This window comes from Calditrichota bacterium (assembly GCA_013112635.1).
GTDB lineage: Bacteria > Calditrichota > Calditrichia > Calditrichales > J004 > JABFGF01.
Window position 1 is genome coordinate 802,933 of sequence record JABFGF010000002.1, and the last position, 17,194, is coordinate 820,126.

15 protein-coding genes are annotated in these 17,194 nt (G+C 35.0%); 4 read left to right on the forward strand and 11 right to left on the reverse strand.

The annotated features are described in order from the left end of the window. Positions 1-15: 15 nt before the first annotated feature. The 3 genes from HND50_08505 to HND50_08515 are packed head-to-tail and all read right to left on the reverse strand — an operon-like array spanning position 16 to position 2,271. Positions 16-873: an ABC transporter permease gene (locus HND50_08505; GenBank protein NOG45257.1), complete on the reverse strand. Its 858-nt coding sequence runs from the start codon at positions 871-873 to the stop codon at positions 16-18. Between the two features lie 3 nt (positions 874-876). Continuing rightward, positions 877-1,524: a cell division ATP-binding protein FtsE gene (gene ftsE, locus HND50_08510; GenBank protein NOG45258.1), complete on the reverse strand. Its 648-nt coding sequence runs from the start codon at positions 1,522-1,524 to the stop codon at positions 877-879. A gap of 6 nt (positions 1,525-1,530) precedes the next feature. Next, entirely contained in the window at positions 1,531-2,271 is a 741-nt protein-coding gene (locus HND50_08515) for a class I SAM-dependent methyltransferase (protein NOG45259.1), read from the reverse strand. Positions 2,272-2,426: 155 nt separating this feature from the next. Between HND50_08515 and HND50_08520 the strand changes: the two genes are divergently transcribed. The 4 genes from HND50_08520 (at position 2,427) to HND50_08535 (ending at position 8,378) form a co-directional block, all read left to right on the forward strand. Continuing rightward, complete coding sequence (locus HND50_08520; GenBank protein NOG45260.1) at positions 2,427-4,463, forward strand: hypothetical protein; 2,037 nt, start codon at positions 2,427-2,429, stop codon at positions 4,461-4,463. Between the two features lie 74 nt (positions 4,464-4,537). Then, entirely contained in the window at positions 4,538-5,827 is a 1,290-nt protein-coding gene (gene hflX / locus HND50_08525; GenBank protein ID NOG45261.1) for a GTPase HflX, read from the forward strand. 62 nt (positions 5,828-5,889) lie between these two features. Beyond that, on the forward strand, positions 5,890-7,428 hold the full coding sequence (locus tag HND50_08530; GenBank protein NOG45262.1) for a hypothetical protein: 1,539 nt from the start codon (positions 5,890-5,892) through the stop codon (positions 7,426-7,428). Between the two features lie 71 nt (positions 7,429-7,499). Beyond that, positions 7,500-8,378, forward strand: coding sequence for a hypothetical protein (locus HND50_08535; GenBank protein NOG45263.1), 879 nt, complete (start codon positions 7,500-7,502; stop codon positions 8,376-8,378). Between the two features lie 66 nt (positions 8,379-8,444). Here HND50_08535 and HND50_08540 read toward each other — a convergent pair whose 3' ends face one another. The 8 genes from HND50_08540 to HND50_08575 form a co-directional block, all read right to left on the reverse strand. Continuing rightward, the gene (locus HND50_08540) at positions 8,445-9,758 is read right to left on the reverse strand and encodes a citrate (Si)-synthase (protein NOG45264.1); all 1,314 of its coding nucleotides are present in this window, start codon (positions 9,756-9,758) and stop codon (positions 8,445-8,447) included. 64 nt (positions 9,759-9,822) lie between these two features. Beyond that, the gene (locus HND50_08545) at positions 9,823-10,101 is read right to left on the reverse strand and encodes a zinc ribbon domain-containing protein (GenBank protein ID NOG45265.1); all 279 of its coding nucleotides are present in this window, start codon (positions 10,099-10,101) and stop codon (positions 9,823-9,825) included. A 47-nt stretch (positions 10,102-10,148) separates the two neighbouring features. After that, a complete protein-coding gene (gene pta / locus HND50_08550; protein NOG45266.1) occupies positions 10,149-11,123 on the reverse strand; it encodes a phosphate acetyltransferase in 975 nt (324 codons plus the stop codon). Positions 11,124-11,126: 3 nt separating this feature from the next. Next, positions 11,127-11,624: a pantetheine-phosphate adenylyltransferase gene (coaD, locus tag HND50_08555; protein NOG45267.1), complete on the reverse strand. Its 498-nt coding sequence runs from the start codon at positions 11,622-11,624 to the stop codon at positions 11,127-11,129. Next, a complete protein-coding gene (gene rsmD / locus HND50_08560; protein NOG45268.1) occupies positions 11,621-12,175 on the reverse strand; it encodes a 16S rRNA (guanine(966)-N(2))-methyltransferase RsmD in 555 nt (184 codons plus the stop codon). Before rsmD ends, coaD begins: the two co-directional genes overlap by 4 nt. 3 nt (positions 12,176-12,178) lie before the next feature. Continuing rightward, entirely contained in the window at positions 12,179-13,321 is a 1,143-nt protein-coding gene (locus HND50_08565) for a hypothetical protein (GenBank protein NOG45269.1), read from the reverse strand. 26 nt (positions 13,322-13,347) lie between these two features. Continuing rightward, positions 13,348-14,256, reverse strand: a complete 909-nt coding sequence (locus HND50_08570; protein ID NOG45270.1) for a hypothetical protein — start codon at positions 14,254-14,256, stop codon at positions 13,348-13,350. A 16-nt stretch (positions 14,257-14,272) separates the two neighbouring features. After that, on the reverse strand, positions 14,273-15,961 hold the full coding sequence (locus HND50_08575) for a hypothetical protein (GenBank protein NOG45271.1): 1,689 nt from the start codon (positions 15,959-15,961) through the stop codon (positions 14,273-14,275). Positions 15,962-17,194 lie beyond the last annotated feature (1,233 nt).

Here is a 17,194-nt window from a genome sequence, read left to right on the forward strand (position 1 = left end):
CAAGATAAAGCGCCATCAAACATTACTTAAATGTTTTTGAACGCTAATCCGGCTGGAAAAATATCCAATAAGCATCCCCATTATAATAACTATAAAATAAATATCAGCTTTAAAAAGCAAAAACGGATATAAAAACTTAATTACCAGTTTTACTGAAAAATAAATCGCGCCCGATGCAATTAAAGCACCAAATACCCCCTGCAATAATCCCTCAATAACAAAAGGCCGCTTTATTAAAGATTTTTTTGCACCAACCAGTTTCATTATTTCAATTATATCCCGCCTGGCATAAATAGTTAAGCGAATAGTGTTGTATAGCAAAATGAATGTAATCGTAATAAGCAGAATTATGATTATTGCCCCAATCAAATAAACAATATCCAAATAGTTATCTATTATTGAGATAAGTTCTTTGTGATAAACAATTTCCTCAACCCCGTTCACTTTTCCCAACTCGTTACTGATTTGAGCGGCCTTTTCGGCATTTCTAAAACCGGGTTTCAAAGTGATAATTATAGAAGCCGGTAATGGGTTGTTCTGAAGAATTTCATAAATATTTTTGCCAAACTCTTTTTCAAACCTTTTTGCTGCAGCTTCTTTAGAGATATAAACAGATTTTTCAATGCCATCAATTTTAGCAATTTGTTGTTCAGTCTTTTTTGCCTCCTCATCCGTTGAGGTACGATCAATATAAACTTCAAGCTCCAGTTTTGATCGGATCTGGCCAATCCAGGAGTCAACATTGATACTTAAAACTAAGAATATTGCAATCAAAAAAAGTGAAAAGACAATTGAGGTAATTGTAATAAAAGTTGACAGTCGGGCGCGAGAAAAGCCTTTTAACCCTTCACGAATAGTAAACCAAAAATTCATAAGTTATCCGATAGCCCCATTATCAACAGTAATTTTACGATGACGATATTTGGTTAAAATTTCTTCTGAATGTGTGGCCATTAAAACTGCCGTTCCCTGACGGTTTATTTTTTCCAGGATATCCATAATTTCAAATGTGTTTTCCGAATCAAGGTTTCCTGTTGGTTCATCGGCCAAAATAATAAACGGATTGTTTACAATAGCCCGGGCAATTGCCACTCGTTGCTGCTCACCACCAGATAACTCCCGGGGATAAAAGTTACGCTTTTGACCAAGATTAACTTCAGCAAGAACCCGCATTACTTTCCGTTTAATCTCGTTACTTTTTGCACCTGTTACACGAAGCGCAAAGGCGACATTTTCAAAAACATTACGGTCCGACAGTAGTTTAAAATCCTGAAAAACCACTCCAAGTTTTCTGCGCAGTAAAGGAATTTCTTTTTCTTTAATTTTTGCTGAACTGAAATTTTCAACAATCACCATTCCTTCTTCAGGAATAATATCCATATAAATGTGGCGCAGCACTGTAGATTTTCCTGCACCGCTGGATCCTGTTAAAAAAACAAATTCCCCTTTTAAAATACGAAAGGTGATGTTTTTGAGGATAACGTTTTTATCTATTTTTGTATGGACGTTGTAAAATTCGATCATAGATATCTACAGGTTTTTCCTGCAAACAAAATGTATGCGTTGGCTTTTAATGTTTGGTTTTGAATTTGAAAAATTACTAAACTCCGCGCACAAATGCACCTTACTTTTTTTAATAAACTTTTTCCACTCTGCAGAAGGCCTTATACGTTGAACATGTTCTTCAAAAAATGGCTGCCCATTAAAGAGTAAATTGAATCTATTATATTGTAACTTCTCCTTTTGGGAGTAGTTGCTGTGCCTTTCATAAGCCATTCCATCCCAACTATCACTTTCATAATAACCATCAAAACATTCTTTTAACCCTTCTTCGGTAACATAATCAAAAATGAAGATCCCTCCCGGAGTAAGAACCCGGTAAATTTCATTAAACAAGCTTTCAACTTCTAAATCCTCTAATAAATAGTTTATCGAATCATATAACATTAAAAGCACATCTGTTGATTGGTTTTTAAGAGCAATATTACGCGCATCATTTACTAAAAAACTTGTTCTATTATTTTTTTTTAGATTGGCTTTTGCTGCAAGAACCATTTTCCTGGAAAGGTCGGCCCCTGTAAATGAATTATTATCATTTAGAAGAAATGAAATATGTTTCCCTGTTCCGCAAGATAAATCAACAACTTTTTCAATTTTCACCTCTGCAAACTGATAGAGGTTTTTTACATAAGAAGCCCACATTTTATAATTTACATGCACCATCACCCGGTCATAAATTTGGGCAAGTTGGCTATACGGGGCTGAAAACATTATCATTCCTTTTTGAAGAAACCATTATCAAATTCGCTGGTTAGTTTATCTCAATATTAATTAATGATCAACCAGGAAATTGTGTTGATTTCTATAGGGCATAGTGCTAAGCTCTAGCAGACTAATAATTTATAGCAAAGGAAATTTCTTTTTACATGATTAGTTTTTTAAACGGTTTTATTTTACCGGCCCTTTTTGCTGCGAGTATCCCAATTCTTCTACATTTCCTTAGCCGCAAAAAAGCCCGGAAAATGCCTTTCAGCTCTATAAAATTTCTAAAAGTTATTGAAAACCAAAGAATTAAAAGAGTAAAGTTATATCAATTTCTGCTTATCCTTGTGCGTACACTTTTTATTGTATTTTTGGTAATTGCTTTCGCACGACCAACGGTAACTTCTCTTTTGGGAAACGTTTCGGGAAATGCTCAAACCACCGCTGTAATAATTATCGACGATTCTTACAGCATGCAGGCTTTTGCCTCTTCACAAACATATATGGAGATAGCAAAACAACAGTTATCAGAAATTGTGGCCGTCTTCAACACACAGGATAAAGTATTTCTTCTTTCAGGTTTTGATAAAAAGCCTGTACTAATAAATAGTTTAAACCGCGATAAGTCACTTAAAAATATCAAACCCTCAAACGCTGTCCTGAACTTAGAAAGATTATTAATCTCAGCCGATTCACTTTTCACAACGCATCCAAATTTAAATAATGAGCTATACATTTTAAGTGATTTTAAACTTACAGATCATAAACCTTTTGCTGAATATAGTTTTAATTCTACTCCAAATTTTAAAGCATATAAAATCGATTTGGCACAAGAGCCCTCTTTTAAGAATGTTAGCATCGATTCAATTGTATTAAACAATCAGCTTATTGAAACAGGAAGTACAATAAATATTTCTGCTTATATCAGCAACCATGATCCTCAAAATAAAATGGAAACAAATCTTAATCTTTATAATGAAGATATGCGGGTTGCCATGAGTTTTGTTGAACTTCAACCAGGTGAATCAAAGGTGGTTGAAATACCATTTGTTCCTCAAAAACCTGGAACACATTATCTCAATTTACAAATTGATGAGGATGACCTTTTTGTTGATAATAAGTTCTATTTTTCTCTTTTTATGAAAGAAAAAATCAAGGCGCTTTTTGTTTCCGATTTAACCGCTGATAAAATATCATTGGCAACTAAGGTTTTATCTCAAAACAGTTTATTTGATATTGATCCCAAAAGACAAAATGAATGGCCCGGTACTAATCTCAGTCTTTATGATTTTGTAATTCTAAATGATTTTGAAAATACTAGTGAAGCAAATATTGAAAAGCTGGGCGCTTATTTAAAATCCGGGAAATCTATTTTAGTAATTCCCGGGGAAAAACTTACAGTTGCTGACTATAATAATTTTTTCAAAAAACTGGAAAGTCCGGTTCGTTTCGGAAAAATAAACTCTGGCGGGCCAAATAGTTTTTACTCGTTAGAAAATGAAAAAGCTGCCAACTCAATTTTTGATGCTTTATTCAGGGATAAAAAGAATCCCTTTTCGCCTCCCAAAATATTCCGCTATTACACACAAACCGGTTTTGATAAGTCCATGATAAACCTATCTAACAGGAATACTTTTTTAAGCAAGAGTGGGGGCTTGTATGTTTTTAGTTCTGCCTTTTCACAAAACTGGTCTAGCTTTGAGATAAACGGATTATTTCTCCCACTTTTATACCGCAGTTTTTATATTGCCGCCCAAACTAAAAATCCGCTTTCAGGAAGCATTGTTTCCGGTGAAGCTGTCGTATTTAACTCAGATGGAATAAATATAGAAAACCGTTTTTCCATTAAACCTCCAAACAATAGTTCTATTTCTGTGATCCCAAAATCAATGCGTAATAAACTTTATTTTGATGGGGGAATTGCGGTTGATCCCGGATTTTATTTGCTAATGGAAAACCAAAACGTAATCGGTGCAATTGCAGCAAACCATTCTGCCGATGAATTAAAAAAACCTTTTATATCAAGCAGCTCCTTTGAGTTTGATCTAAAAACTTTGGATTCAGACAAACTCAATCAACAAATTTTAAATGCCCGCACAGGATTTGAGCTTTGGTTGGTTTTTCTTATTTTGGCTTTAAGCATGTTGCTGCTTGAACAGGTTTTGATAAAGAGAATTGAAGGACTGCCATTGTTTGGTTGAATTTTAAGTAAGTTTTTATTTTTAACATTTGTCTACAACATAGCTTTAACCTATTAAAACAGATAGTAATAAATATGATTGAAATTAAAAAAAACTATATTGATACAAAGACCGAATTTGCCATAATAATCGGCATCCGTAGGGCCGGTATGGAGCGTATTGAAGTTGATGAACATCTGAACGAACTTAAAGAGCTTGCCAGAACTGCTGGTGCTGTTGTAAAAGCCCAGGTAATACAGGAAAGAATTGCGCCCAACGCTGCATATTTTATCGGCAAAGGTAAGTTAGAAGAGGTTGTCGATTTAATTGAGGAGCACGCAGCAACAATTGTAATTTTTGATGATGAACTTACCCCAGCCCAGGTAAAAAATATTTCTAAACTACTTGGCGATGTAAAGGTTATAGACCGAACAGCATTAATTTTAGATATATTTGCAGACCATGCCCAAAGCGCCGAAGCCAAAACACAAGTTGAACTGGCTCAACTAAACTATCTCTTGCCACGGTTAACGCGTGCATGGGAGCACTTGTCCAGGCAGGTTGGGGGAATTGGGACAAAAGGCCCCGGTGAAACTCAGCTTGAAACCGACAGAAGATTAGTGCGCACACGAATTTCCAAACTACGCGCCCGTTTAAAAGTAATTGAAAAACAAAATACTACAAGGCGTCAAAAAAGGGATACAATGTTTCGTGTGGCGTTGGTTGGTTACACCAATGCCGGGAAATCTACATTGATGAATGCCTTATCCGGAGCGGATGTATTAATTGAAGACAAACTTTTTGCAACACTGGATACAACGGTACGGCGTGCTGAAATTGATCCTTCTCTTTCTGTTTTGCTAAGTGATACTGTTGGGTTTATTCGAAAATTACCGCATCAGCTTGTTGCCTCATTCCGTAGCACTTTGGCCGAAAGCAGTGAGGCCGATTTGCTTTTACATATCGTTGATGTCTCACATCCTCAATTTGAAGAGCATATTGATGTTGTTAATACATTGCTTGCAGAAATGGATAGCAATACTGATAACCGGCTTTTAATTTTAAATAAAATTGACCTGGTTAAAAACCCTGAAACACTTCAACAGATTAAGGTAAATTATGAAGAGGCTGTTCTAATATCTGCTGGTCGCCATCTCGGATTAAATAATTTGAGAAATGTAATTTTACAAAAGTTTGAAAGTGATTTTTGTATTAAAGATTTAAAGCTCAATTTCAACAATGGTGGTGGTGAACATTTATTTCATTCTTTTGCAACCGTTTTGAGTAAACATTATGATGATGAGTTTGTATATTTAAAAATTAAATATCATCAGGAAAATGAATACAAGGTTTTACAGGTTTTGAAACAAAATGGTACTAAATAAATAGGTTATAAATTACATTTTGCTAAAGTATCTTTCCTATTTAACAGAATAAATTATAAAATATGAAACCTCTAATCCTATTTTTATTTTTACTTTCCCAAATCTCTTTTGCTCAGGTAATTCACCAAATATCATTTGATCGATTTTCACATTATGATGCGGATGATTGGATCACTTACGCCTATTCCAACCATATTACCTCAATAGATATTGGTAGTGAGAATATCTATTTTGGAACATCTCATGGCGGCATTTTACGTTACAATTTTTTTGATGAAGAGTGGCTTTATCCTCAAACCACAAGTAACGGCCTACACAGCAACCGAATAAAACGAGTGGTGTTTGACACGGCAACCAACCAGCTCTTTGCACTTACTCCAAAAGGAGTTCAGGTTTTTAATAAAGCTTTTGAGTATTGGCAAAATGCAGGCCCGGAACTTCCGGCAAGAACCATCAACAGACCTACTGAAAATCCGGGCAATACACGCTTTCCGGCCTTATCACGACCGATTCTTTCCAGCTGGCCCAACTTTATTGTTGATGACAATTATGAGCTAATGCTTGATGGTTTAATTTACAATCCGGACAATGAAGAATATAGGGTTGGCGAAAGAATTGTTGACCGATGGTATAAAATGTGGATTGCAACCAACGGAACCGGCATTGGCCTTGCTGATTTTGATATGGTGGAGCTTAAGTTTATTAAACAGTCCACTCCGGCAATCCATACAAAAGATGTTTTAGTTACTGCAGATAACATTTGGGTCGCCGGCACACCATTCAAAGAAAAAGAGCGGGGGATTGCTCGCTGGAATTTTGAAGATGATAGCTGGGATTATTTTAAATCCGGAATAAACTTTAATATTTTTTCTGATGATATCAGAGTGATAGAAAACATTGGATCACAGATATTTTTTGGTACCGAACAGGGTTTATTGCAATACAATTCTAAAAGGGATGAATGGATTAGTTTGCAAAAAGCCAATCCACTAAAGAATGATGTCATATATGATTTAGACCATTTAGATGGCCTGCTTTACATCGCTTCAGAAAATGGCGCATTTAAATACGATTACAAAATGCTCAACATGGAAAATGTAGGAAAGAAATTTCTACACCAAACAAAAGTGAATAAAATTACCAATACTTCTAACAATGTTTATTTGGCAACTGACCGCGGTATTTTTGAATACAATCCACAAAAAGATAAGACTTCTCTTTTAGATTCTCATGCCGCTATTGCCGATAATTTTATTGATGCTATTGGTGCAAATAATGACACTCTTTGGTTTGCGAGCCAAAAGGGTATTGGTTTTTATGATATAACCAACGGCGATTGGAAATCTTTCCCTGCTACAAATTTTAGACTAAACAGCAAAATAAATGATATTACTTTTAGCGATTGGTATGTCTGGTTTGCCACAAACAAAGGCCTGCTAAAATATGATAAAGAACGGGACTATTGGTATCTATACACCAAAAAAGACGGCCTGGCAGATAACCGTGTTTTCAACATCGATGTTGATGGTGATCATTTGTGGCTTTCAACTTTTAAAGGAGTTACTCTTTTCCGCTGGTACAGAGAAGGGCGGTTTGAGTAATGAATTGCCTCATATGAATTTGGCAAATTAAGGTTTATGAAATTTTAGGTTTTAGCAAAAAATGAGAATCTTTGAGTAAGCATGTAATGGAAAACCGTCAAAGAATAATCGATCGGATATTTAAAGCTCAAGGCGATGATGGGTTTTGGAAAGTACTTGCGAAATCTGACAAGTATTACCCAGGTTATATGCACTATGTTCCAAACTTCAAAGCTTCACTTTGGACACTTATACTTCTTGCCGATCTAGGTTGTAAAAGAAACGAACCAAGAATTAAAAAACCCCTAAGGGAAATTCAAAATCACTTTTTTGATGATAATCATAAAATCTTCACGCTAAAAGAAGATCATTTTCCGATACCATGTTTAAACGGAAATATGATTTATTTAGACAGCTATTTTAACAAAACTCCCGACAAAAAAAGTCTTACCGCATTGGAGTTTTTTTACAGGTTTCAGAGATTTGACGATGGATCTTACAATACCAAAACCAACACATACTGCTCAAATAAAAGTTGTTATGGTAAGCATAGCTGTTATTGGGGAATTGTTAAATTATTAAAGGGAATTTCTTTCATTCCTAAAACCTTCAGAACAAAAGATATTTTATATCTTCGTGATAAATGTATCGAGTTTATACTATTGCACAAAGTCTGTTATAAATCCCGCAACACAAACATAATAATGATTAAAAAAATGGATTTACTTACTTTTCCCAATATGTATAAATCTGATTTTTTAGAAATACTCTGGTTACTGAAAAGAGAAAAAATCAAATCTGAAAAGTTGGAACCTGCCCTAAAACTTCTGAAATCTAAACAGCAGGAAAGCGGCTATTGGCAATTAGAAAGAAAAGTAAATAGCATGGTTTCTTCAATTGGAGAATTAGGTAAACCGAATGAGTTTGTTACCGATAGAGCAAATGAAGTGCTTAAGTATTATTATAATTAATACCAATAATTTGCGATAAAAAAAGGCGCCGGGTGGCGCCTTTATTAAAGACATAAATAACTAATCTTATGATGCTTCTTTGGCAATCTTTTCAAGCATGGTTGTAGTCAAAGATTTTGGCCTTTCTAAAGACTGGCCAACAGCCCTGTCCCAAACCAGGTTACTTAGCACACCTATGGCACGACCAACGCCAAACATAACCGTATAAAAATCATACTCAGTAACACCATAATGCCACTGGATTACACCGGATTGAGCATCAACATTTGGCCATGGATTTTTAGCTTTGCCCTGTTCAACAAGAATATCCGGAACAACATCATAAAGCAGACTAACAATTTTAAAAATTTCATCGTCCGGTAAATGCTTTAAACAGAAATCTCTTTGCGCCGCATAGCGTGGATCTGTTTTTCTCAATACCGCGTGTCCAAAACCAGGAATTACCTGGCCGGAATTTAATGTATCCCAAACAAACTTTTGCATTTCTTCGCGTGATGGGATTTTATGATCCATTTTTTCCATAACACCCTGAACCCAACGCAGAACTTCCTGGTTTGCCAACCCGTGTAATGGCCCTGCCAATCCGCACATCCCGGCTGTGAATGAATAATATGCATCAGATAAAGCTGTTCCAACCAAGTGCGTTGTATGGGCGCTAACATTGCCGCTTTCATGATCACTATGCAGCATAAAATACAAACGGGATATTTCATCATATGGCTTATCGATACCCATCATATGGGCAAAATTTGCTCCAAAATCCAATGATGGATCACTGGCTATTGGCGTATCACCTTTATATTTTAAGCGATAAATGAATGCTGCCACTTCCGGAAGTTTTGCCAGCAAATTCATTGAGTCTTCATAAGTCGGATCCCAGTAATCCATTTTTGACATACCGGCATTATACTGTGGTACAAAAACTGATTCACGCTGTAGTGACATCACTGCAGCTGAGAACATTGCCATTGGATGGGAGTCTTTTGGCATGGCGCGAAGCACATCAAAAACATACTCAGGCACTTTGCTTCTTCCTGCAAATTCTTCAACAACGCTTTTTATATCATCTTTGCTGGGAATTTCACCAGTAAGTAAAAGATAAAAATGGCCTTCTACATAAGGCATTTCCGCGCCATTGGGTTTAGGCATTTTTTCAAGACATTCAGGAATTGTATATCCACGGAAACGAATACCTTCTTCTGGGTCAAGGTATGAAATATCCGTACTAAGTGATTTAAGGCCACGCATTCCGCCATAAACCTGGAACATTTTAACTTCATCAATCTTTACCTGGCCATGGTTCTTCAGCAAATTCCCAACTCTTTCCCTATACTCAGGAATTTTGCTCTGGAGTTTTTCTTTTAGTTTTGACATTTTAATGTCCTTTCTTTAAAAATAATTGTGACCGTTGAATTGTATAAAGAGTACAAAAATTCTTTTAAAATTACACTTTTTTTTCACTCTTAGCTGTTTCGGGTTTTGATTTTTCTGTACTCTTTTTCGGTGTTTCTTTTTTAGAGTTTGACTCACCTGAGGATTGTTTGTTTTTATAGTCAGTTATATAAAAACCGCTGCCTTTAAAATGCAGACCAGCACCACCTCCAATTTTGCGCTGTAATTTTCCATCGCATTCCGGGCATTCTACTAAAAGTGGATCCGACATTTTTTGAAACTCTTCAAACTCATGAGTACAGCTTGTGCATACATAATCATATGTTGGCATTACTAAAATTAACTCCTTACTTCTTTCTTTTTACTTTTAATAAATTATTAGGCCATTAATCCCAAAATACATGCTGTGTTAATAACATCTTCTACACTACATCCGCGGGAAAGATCATTATATGGTTTTGCTAAACCCTGAATTATTGGACCGATTGCCTGGGCATTGCCAAGGCGTTGGGTTATTTTGTATCCAATATTACCGGCATCCAGATCAGGGAAGATAAACACATTGGCCTTTCCTGCAACAGGGCTGCCCAGGGCTTTGCTTTTTGCAATTTCCGGATTATAGGCTGCATCGAACTGCAGCTCACCATCAACATTCAGGCCTGGTCTGGTTTTTCTTACAAGCTCCGTTGCATCAACTACTTTGCTTACATTATCATGTTTAGCGCTTCCTTTTGTGGAAAAGGAAAGCATGGCAACATTGGGTGTCTGATGAACAACTTTTAAATGTGTTTCAGCGGTACTCAGTGCAATACTGGCCAACTGTTCAACATTTGGATCCGGAATTACAGCACAATCACCATATGTTAAAACGGTTCCATCTTTTAAAACCATAAAAAAGCAACTGGAGACAGCTGTAATGTTTTCTGCTAATCCGATTACCTGAATGGCTGCACGAAGTACATTTCCTGTTGTATTAACTGCACCGGCCAAAGCACCATCTGCCTGATTATTTCTAATCATCATTGCAGCATAAAACAATGGATCCCGTATTATTTCATGGGCATCTTCAGGGCTGACACCTTTATGTTTTCTTAGCTCATAATATTGGTTTTCAAAATCTGTATTGTTTTGTTCTTTGGGGTCAATAATTTGAATGTTTTCCAGGTTGAAATTGTGTTTTTCAGCTGTCGCTTTGATTATCTGCCCGGTTCCTAGAATAACGGGGATGATGAAATTTTCCTGTTTCAAAGCTATCGCGGCTTCCAATATTCGAGGATCTTCACCTTCTGGTAATAAAATAGTTTTGGGGTCTGATTGTTTTACTGCTTGTCTTATTTGTGAAACAAAATCCATATATTAGTCTGTTTTTTTATTAAATTTTTTGGTCAATTCGGTTGCAACCAATTTAGTAACAAAGCTATCAACATTTCCATTAAATTTTGCAACATCTTTCACTATTGTCGAATTTAAATATGTATATTTTTCGTTTGGCATTAAAAACACTGTTGTAATATCATTTGATAGTTTTTTATTCATTAATGCCATCTGAAATTCGTATTCAAAATCAGAAATTGCTCGAAGCCCGCGAATAATTACCAAAGCAGAATTATCCCTGGCAAAATCCACTAACAAACCATCAAACTCAGCAACCCGCACGTTATTAAATTCATCAATCGCATCATGAATCATCACCATCCGTTCTTCAATTGTAAACAGTGGTTTTTTTGTTTGGTTTATCGCCAGCGTAACAATTACCTCATCAAAAATTTTACTGGCCCTGTGGATTATATCAATATGGCCACGGGTAATAGGGTCAAACGTGCCTGGATAAATTGAAATCTTTTTTTCTTTCATTTCTGTGTCCTTTTTTCAATAAAAGAAATTAAACTTCTGCTCATTTTTTTTTGTTTTAGAATTGTATAATACTCGCTTTCTTTTTCAATTGGATTAGAAACTTCATGCTCTAAAACCATTAGGTTACCAATCAAAAAGTTTGCAGAATTTGTAATGGAATCGATTAAGTCCTGAAGCTTCGGATAAATAAATGGCGGATCGAGAAAATAGAGTTCTATCTCACTATGATTCTCTTTGGCAAAGTCTTCAGCTGTTTTATGAACAATGGAATATTGGGAGTGATCCAGCGAAAAAGTAAAGATGTTTTTCTTGAGAACATTAACAGAAGAGATATTTTTTTCAACAAATGTAACATGCTTTGCCCCGCGGCTTAAAGCTTCAAACCCCAGGTTTCCACTTCCTGAAAAAATATCAGCAATAACCTTATCTTGCTGAAAATCCTGTAAAACATTAAATATAAATTCTTTTACGCGGTCCGTAGTAGGTCTGATGGAAAGATCTTGACCGGCTTGTAATTTTCGTCCCTTATATTGCCCGGATATTATCCGCATATTCTATACAAATACTTCTAATATCAGTTTGAGCTGGTATTTTTGGGATTGAAATGTTTTTTGGTCAATTGCATTCAGATTGAGCTTATGTATTTGTAGCTGACCTACATCACTTGACATCTTTTTTAAGAATGCGTTGCAGGCATCTATTGATCCTGTGATGGTTGTTTCTACTTCAAACTTCCGGAAATCACTCTCTTCTTTTACATATTTACTATCAAGAGATTTTACTTTTAATCCACTAGATGCAGTAGTATTATTTATCCAGCTTTCCAGATCATTTATGGTATTAAAGTTTTGTTGAACATTTTTAGAACTTGCAGCGCCCGAAGAAGACAGAGTTCCTTTAAATATTCCAAAAACACCTCCATTTGAACCGGGCCGTGACTGCGATGAAATAACAGTAAAATTATTGGAGGCCATATTTTCTTTTAAGCCCATATTTACACGGGCAATTTCACTTCTGTCTGAGCCAAAAACCTGAAACATAAAAGATTCACCATACAATAAAACACTGGATAGCTTTGCTGAACTTTGTGCGTTTTGAATTGCCGAATTTACTGCAGAAATATCTGAGCTGGTTTTACCTGCAACTTGTGATAGGAATTTTGCTTTTCTTTCAGCTTGTTGCTCTTGTGCGATTTGTTCAGGGGTTTTTGCCTGCGTATCAGTAGGTTCAACTTCTTCCGCAGAATCTGAGCCTGTAAATACCCAGGTATCCAGGGCTACATATCCCAGCAAAAGGAAAATAACTATTATTCCACCGATAACAATTGGTTTATAATTTATACCTGATTGTTTATCATCTTCAAAATCATCTGTTAAAAATGGTTTTTCTTCTTCAAGTTCAGGCTGTTTTATTTCAGTTTCTATTTCAGGTTCAAGCTCTTGAACTACCGGTTCTGGCTCAGGAGGTGCGACTTCTTCTTCAAGTGAGTCTATTTCAATATCTTCCTGAAGATCTTGTTCATCCAGAATTGTATCTGTTGATTCAATATTTAATAAATCTTCATCAATATCTATATCAATATCGTCAGATGTGTCAATCTCCTGCTTGTCTTCCAATGCCGCCGTAGGTTCATCTTCCGTCAGGTCTTCCTCTTCATCAAATATATCATCATCTTCTAATAAATTATACTTTGCCATAAGTCCTCCTCAGTCAAATGCTGAGATTATAAAATTGAGCCCCATGCTTCAATATATTTATACCCATCCGATTCTGAATAATTACCAATTCCTGCATACTCAACTGATAATGACAGACCATTTTTCAAGGTGTCTACTATACTTTCTGATACGGAGTTTCCAAAAACAATTAAATTAAATTTGTTACTATTTTCCATTTGACCGGCGATATTAACAGCCTGCTTATATCGTTCATTAGATAGCTCTAATACCAATTCTTCTTTACTTCGGTTATTCGCTTCCATCACAAGGTCCACACAAGAGCTAAAATAATCTTTACCTAAAAAGTAATGATGCTCAATATATTTTTCACCCATTTTCAAAAAAATATAGTTTTGATCCTGGCCAAAAGCTTTATTGTAATCCAAGTAATTTTCCAGGGAAAAACAATTCAAGAATACTCCAGAAATCCCTGCACCACTTTCTTCCGCTACATATTGTAATTTTTTTATCAGGGATTTGTTTATTGCTACTATCAGTGCTTCGTTGTATTCTGAATGCTTTTTGTTTTCATTCAAAACTGATATTTTAAAGTCTTTAATATTATCGGATGTGACGGATGCTAACTCCCATTCAATTTGAGTTCGCTTTAATTTTTTATCACTGTCTTTGGGATAAGCGACTTTTTTTATTTTTGCATAGTTAAACGGTAAAGAAAATGCGAGCTCAATATCTTCCAGGTTATTGCTTGTCTTGAGGTTATTAACAGCATCAATCAAAGCTAATAAATTATCCGGATTAAAAATCTGATCCACAGATACAGGATTTGGGTAAGGGTGCTGACTACATGAAACAAGTGCCTGCTCTTTGCCATCACTTGCCGAATGAATTAGTTGAAAAGAATTATCAGAAAAAGAAACACTAAATGTATTATTCATAAGTAAGAAAGGAGGCAAAAACCTCCTTTATAAATTATTCCTCTTCCCAGCTTTTTTCAGATCTGTTAACATAACCATAGTTTTGCTGGTTTTTTTCAAAAACAACATAAACCCTTTCAGACTTACCTTCAGAGGCGAAAAGCAATGCTTCTTCTAGTTTTGCCTGAATACCTTTCAAATGCTCCGAATTCGATGAAGATGATTGTTTTTTCATGTTAGCAAGAATTTCATTTACCTGCGAAGGTTCATTATCAAATTTTTCTACACCTCTTGGCAATCTTCTTATGTTCGAAAGGATTGTATTATATTCTTCAAGATCAGCGAGAATACTGGTATTCAATGAGTCAATATTATTGAATTTGTTTCCGCTGTATAACTGGTCAAAAATACTTACGGCATTCCTTGAACTTTCAACGCTATTTTTTAAATCACTGAAGCTTCTGCTGCTTCCAACCAATTCGACAAATGTAATAAGATCATTAGCCGCATTAAATTCACTACTATTTTGGTAGTTATTTATTCTTTCTTCAATTTCTTTGTTTTTTACGGTAACATCGATGTTTCGACGCATCAGCTTTTTAATTCCCATACCTTTATTATGGATGGACTTAATTGTATCCAGGTAAGCAATATAATGCTGAACAAAATCAAAAGTAGAAACTGTTTCCGCAAGAGGCCTAACTTTTTCAAGTAACTCATCTACCAACATCGGGCTTTCAACTTTTATATCTGAGGAGTCTTCTGTAATTCCTAAAACGTATGGTTGGTTATTGCCAATACTGGTGAAGTTTTTTTCATTAATATACAGAACCATTGAGTCTTCTAATGCAAGCCTGTATAGCGCGCGTTTGCTTGTGACTATATAATCTTGTAAGAATGTATCATATAATCCTGCCAGTTTAGTACTAGAGGATTCTGCAGCAGAAATACTTTCACTAATGTTAATAGTACCAATTGCCTGAACGTTTTCTTCTATTAAGCCGCTAAATTCTCTAATCCTTGCGGCAACACTTGTCTGTTGGCTTATATCTTCAATTTGATCTACGTCTTTTCTAAAAGAAGTTAATTCAACAAATAGTTGGGACCATTCCGTTTCAAAATTTTCAAATTCAACATCTGATACAAAGGTGTTCAACTTTTCTGTCAGTTCAGCACATCTAGATGCTGCTGTTTGTAAATTGTAATCCGACAAATCCCTTCTTAACTGATATAGTGTATCTAAAATATTTGTTGTACCAATGTAATTTGGGTAATTCAAATCATTGTTAAATGATTGTAATTTTAAACTTAAACCATCAGCTCTTGTGGCAATATCATCATTAATTGCAAACCAGCGAGCATTTTTTTCCACATCTTCTGATATTGTTGTAATATTCTGGTCAATAATTAAAAGGCTTTTTAGATAGGGGTTATTTAAATAAACATCCAATTCTGTTTTTAGGTCTTGCGTATGATGGACAAGCTGTTGAACTTGTTTCAAGGTTGAGTCTTCGCGGATTACCGATAAAAGTTTATCTTTATCCGTTGTAAACTCTTTTGTCATGCGATAATAGAATTTTTCAGCTTCATATATACTTGTCATATTATATTGCGCCGATGCTTGTTCTAGTTCCTCTTCTTTCCAGATATCAGCAGGAATTGTTATTACAAAAACCAATGCAATAAATAATAACGCGATTAAGATTTTAAACAAGATGGAGCCTTTAGCAGAATTTGTAGCCATTATTCCTCCAGTAAAACATATTTTTTATATTGAGATTTTTAGAAAAATTGGAATTAAAAATTAAATAATTACTAAATTAATGTCAAACCTTTGCTATAATAACAAATGACAAAGTACTTAAAAATAGACTGAAAGGGAAATTTAGTGTATTCAAGAATCATATTATTGATATTATCGGCCATTTTTTATTTTTCTTGTACAGATAAAACACCTTCTGTTAATTCAATTTCGGCCCTAAAACAGTTGGAGTTTTCCCGGGAAAACAATCCTGCTAAATGGAAGGCAATTTATAAAAACGCTAGCCCTGTTTTAAAGCAGGAAATTCTTACATCAATATCAAAAACTAAAAATGATAGCCTGATTTCCTTTTTAAGTGAAACTTTTGCTCAAGAAAATGATGAAAATTTAAAAAACATGTCCGTTTTTGCATTAGGCCAAACAGGTTCCGAAAAGGCAGAGTCTTTTTTATTGAAAATTTTTAATTCTAATATATCCTTAAATATTAAAAATGAAATTCTCAAGGCTCTGGCCCAATGCGGTACTAAATCATCTGTTTCAATATTAAATGAAGCCCTATTTAATGATTCCCTTGTAAAAAATGCTTTGCAAACCTCAGCAATTTTAGCCCGGAAGAAAATTGATATTACGCTTATTAAGCAATCAGTATCAGACTCGAACTGGATTCATTCACAACTAAAAGAAAATGCCTACTTTATTTATTATAGCGCAGATAATAAGGATTTAAGTTTGGTTGTAAAAAACCTTTCTAAAACGAGTGCTCTTTCTCAGAAATACTATCTTAAAGCTTTAAATACTATTCTTAAAAATGAAACATCCGCTTCAGAACTTAAATCTGACAGCATTTTATTTGAAGAGGCGGGCGAATCTTTGAGGAAGATTTTGAATGAAAAAAATGAATGGCAAAACAAACTTCATGCGCTTAAAAGTTTTGCCCACATTGCCGATAGTAATGATTACAAACTTATAAAGAGTTTTACTTCTTCTAAAAATACTGCTTTGCGAATAGAAGGCTTTAATGTTTATAGTTCTGTGTTTCCAAAAAAGTCCGTCACTTATCTCTTAAATACCATTAATACTGAAAATGACTTTTCCATTAAAGGAAAACTTATTGGAATGGTTGCAAAACAATCTCCAAACACCGGTTTCCGATTAATCCAAAAAAATCTTGATAAAGGAACAATATCTTTTAAAGAAGATTTACTTCGTGCACTA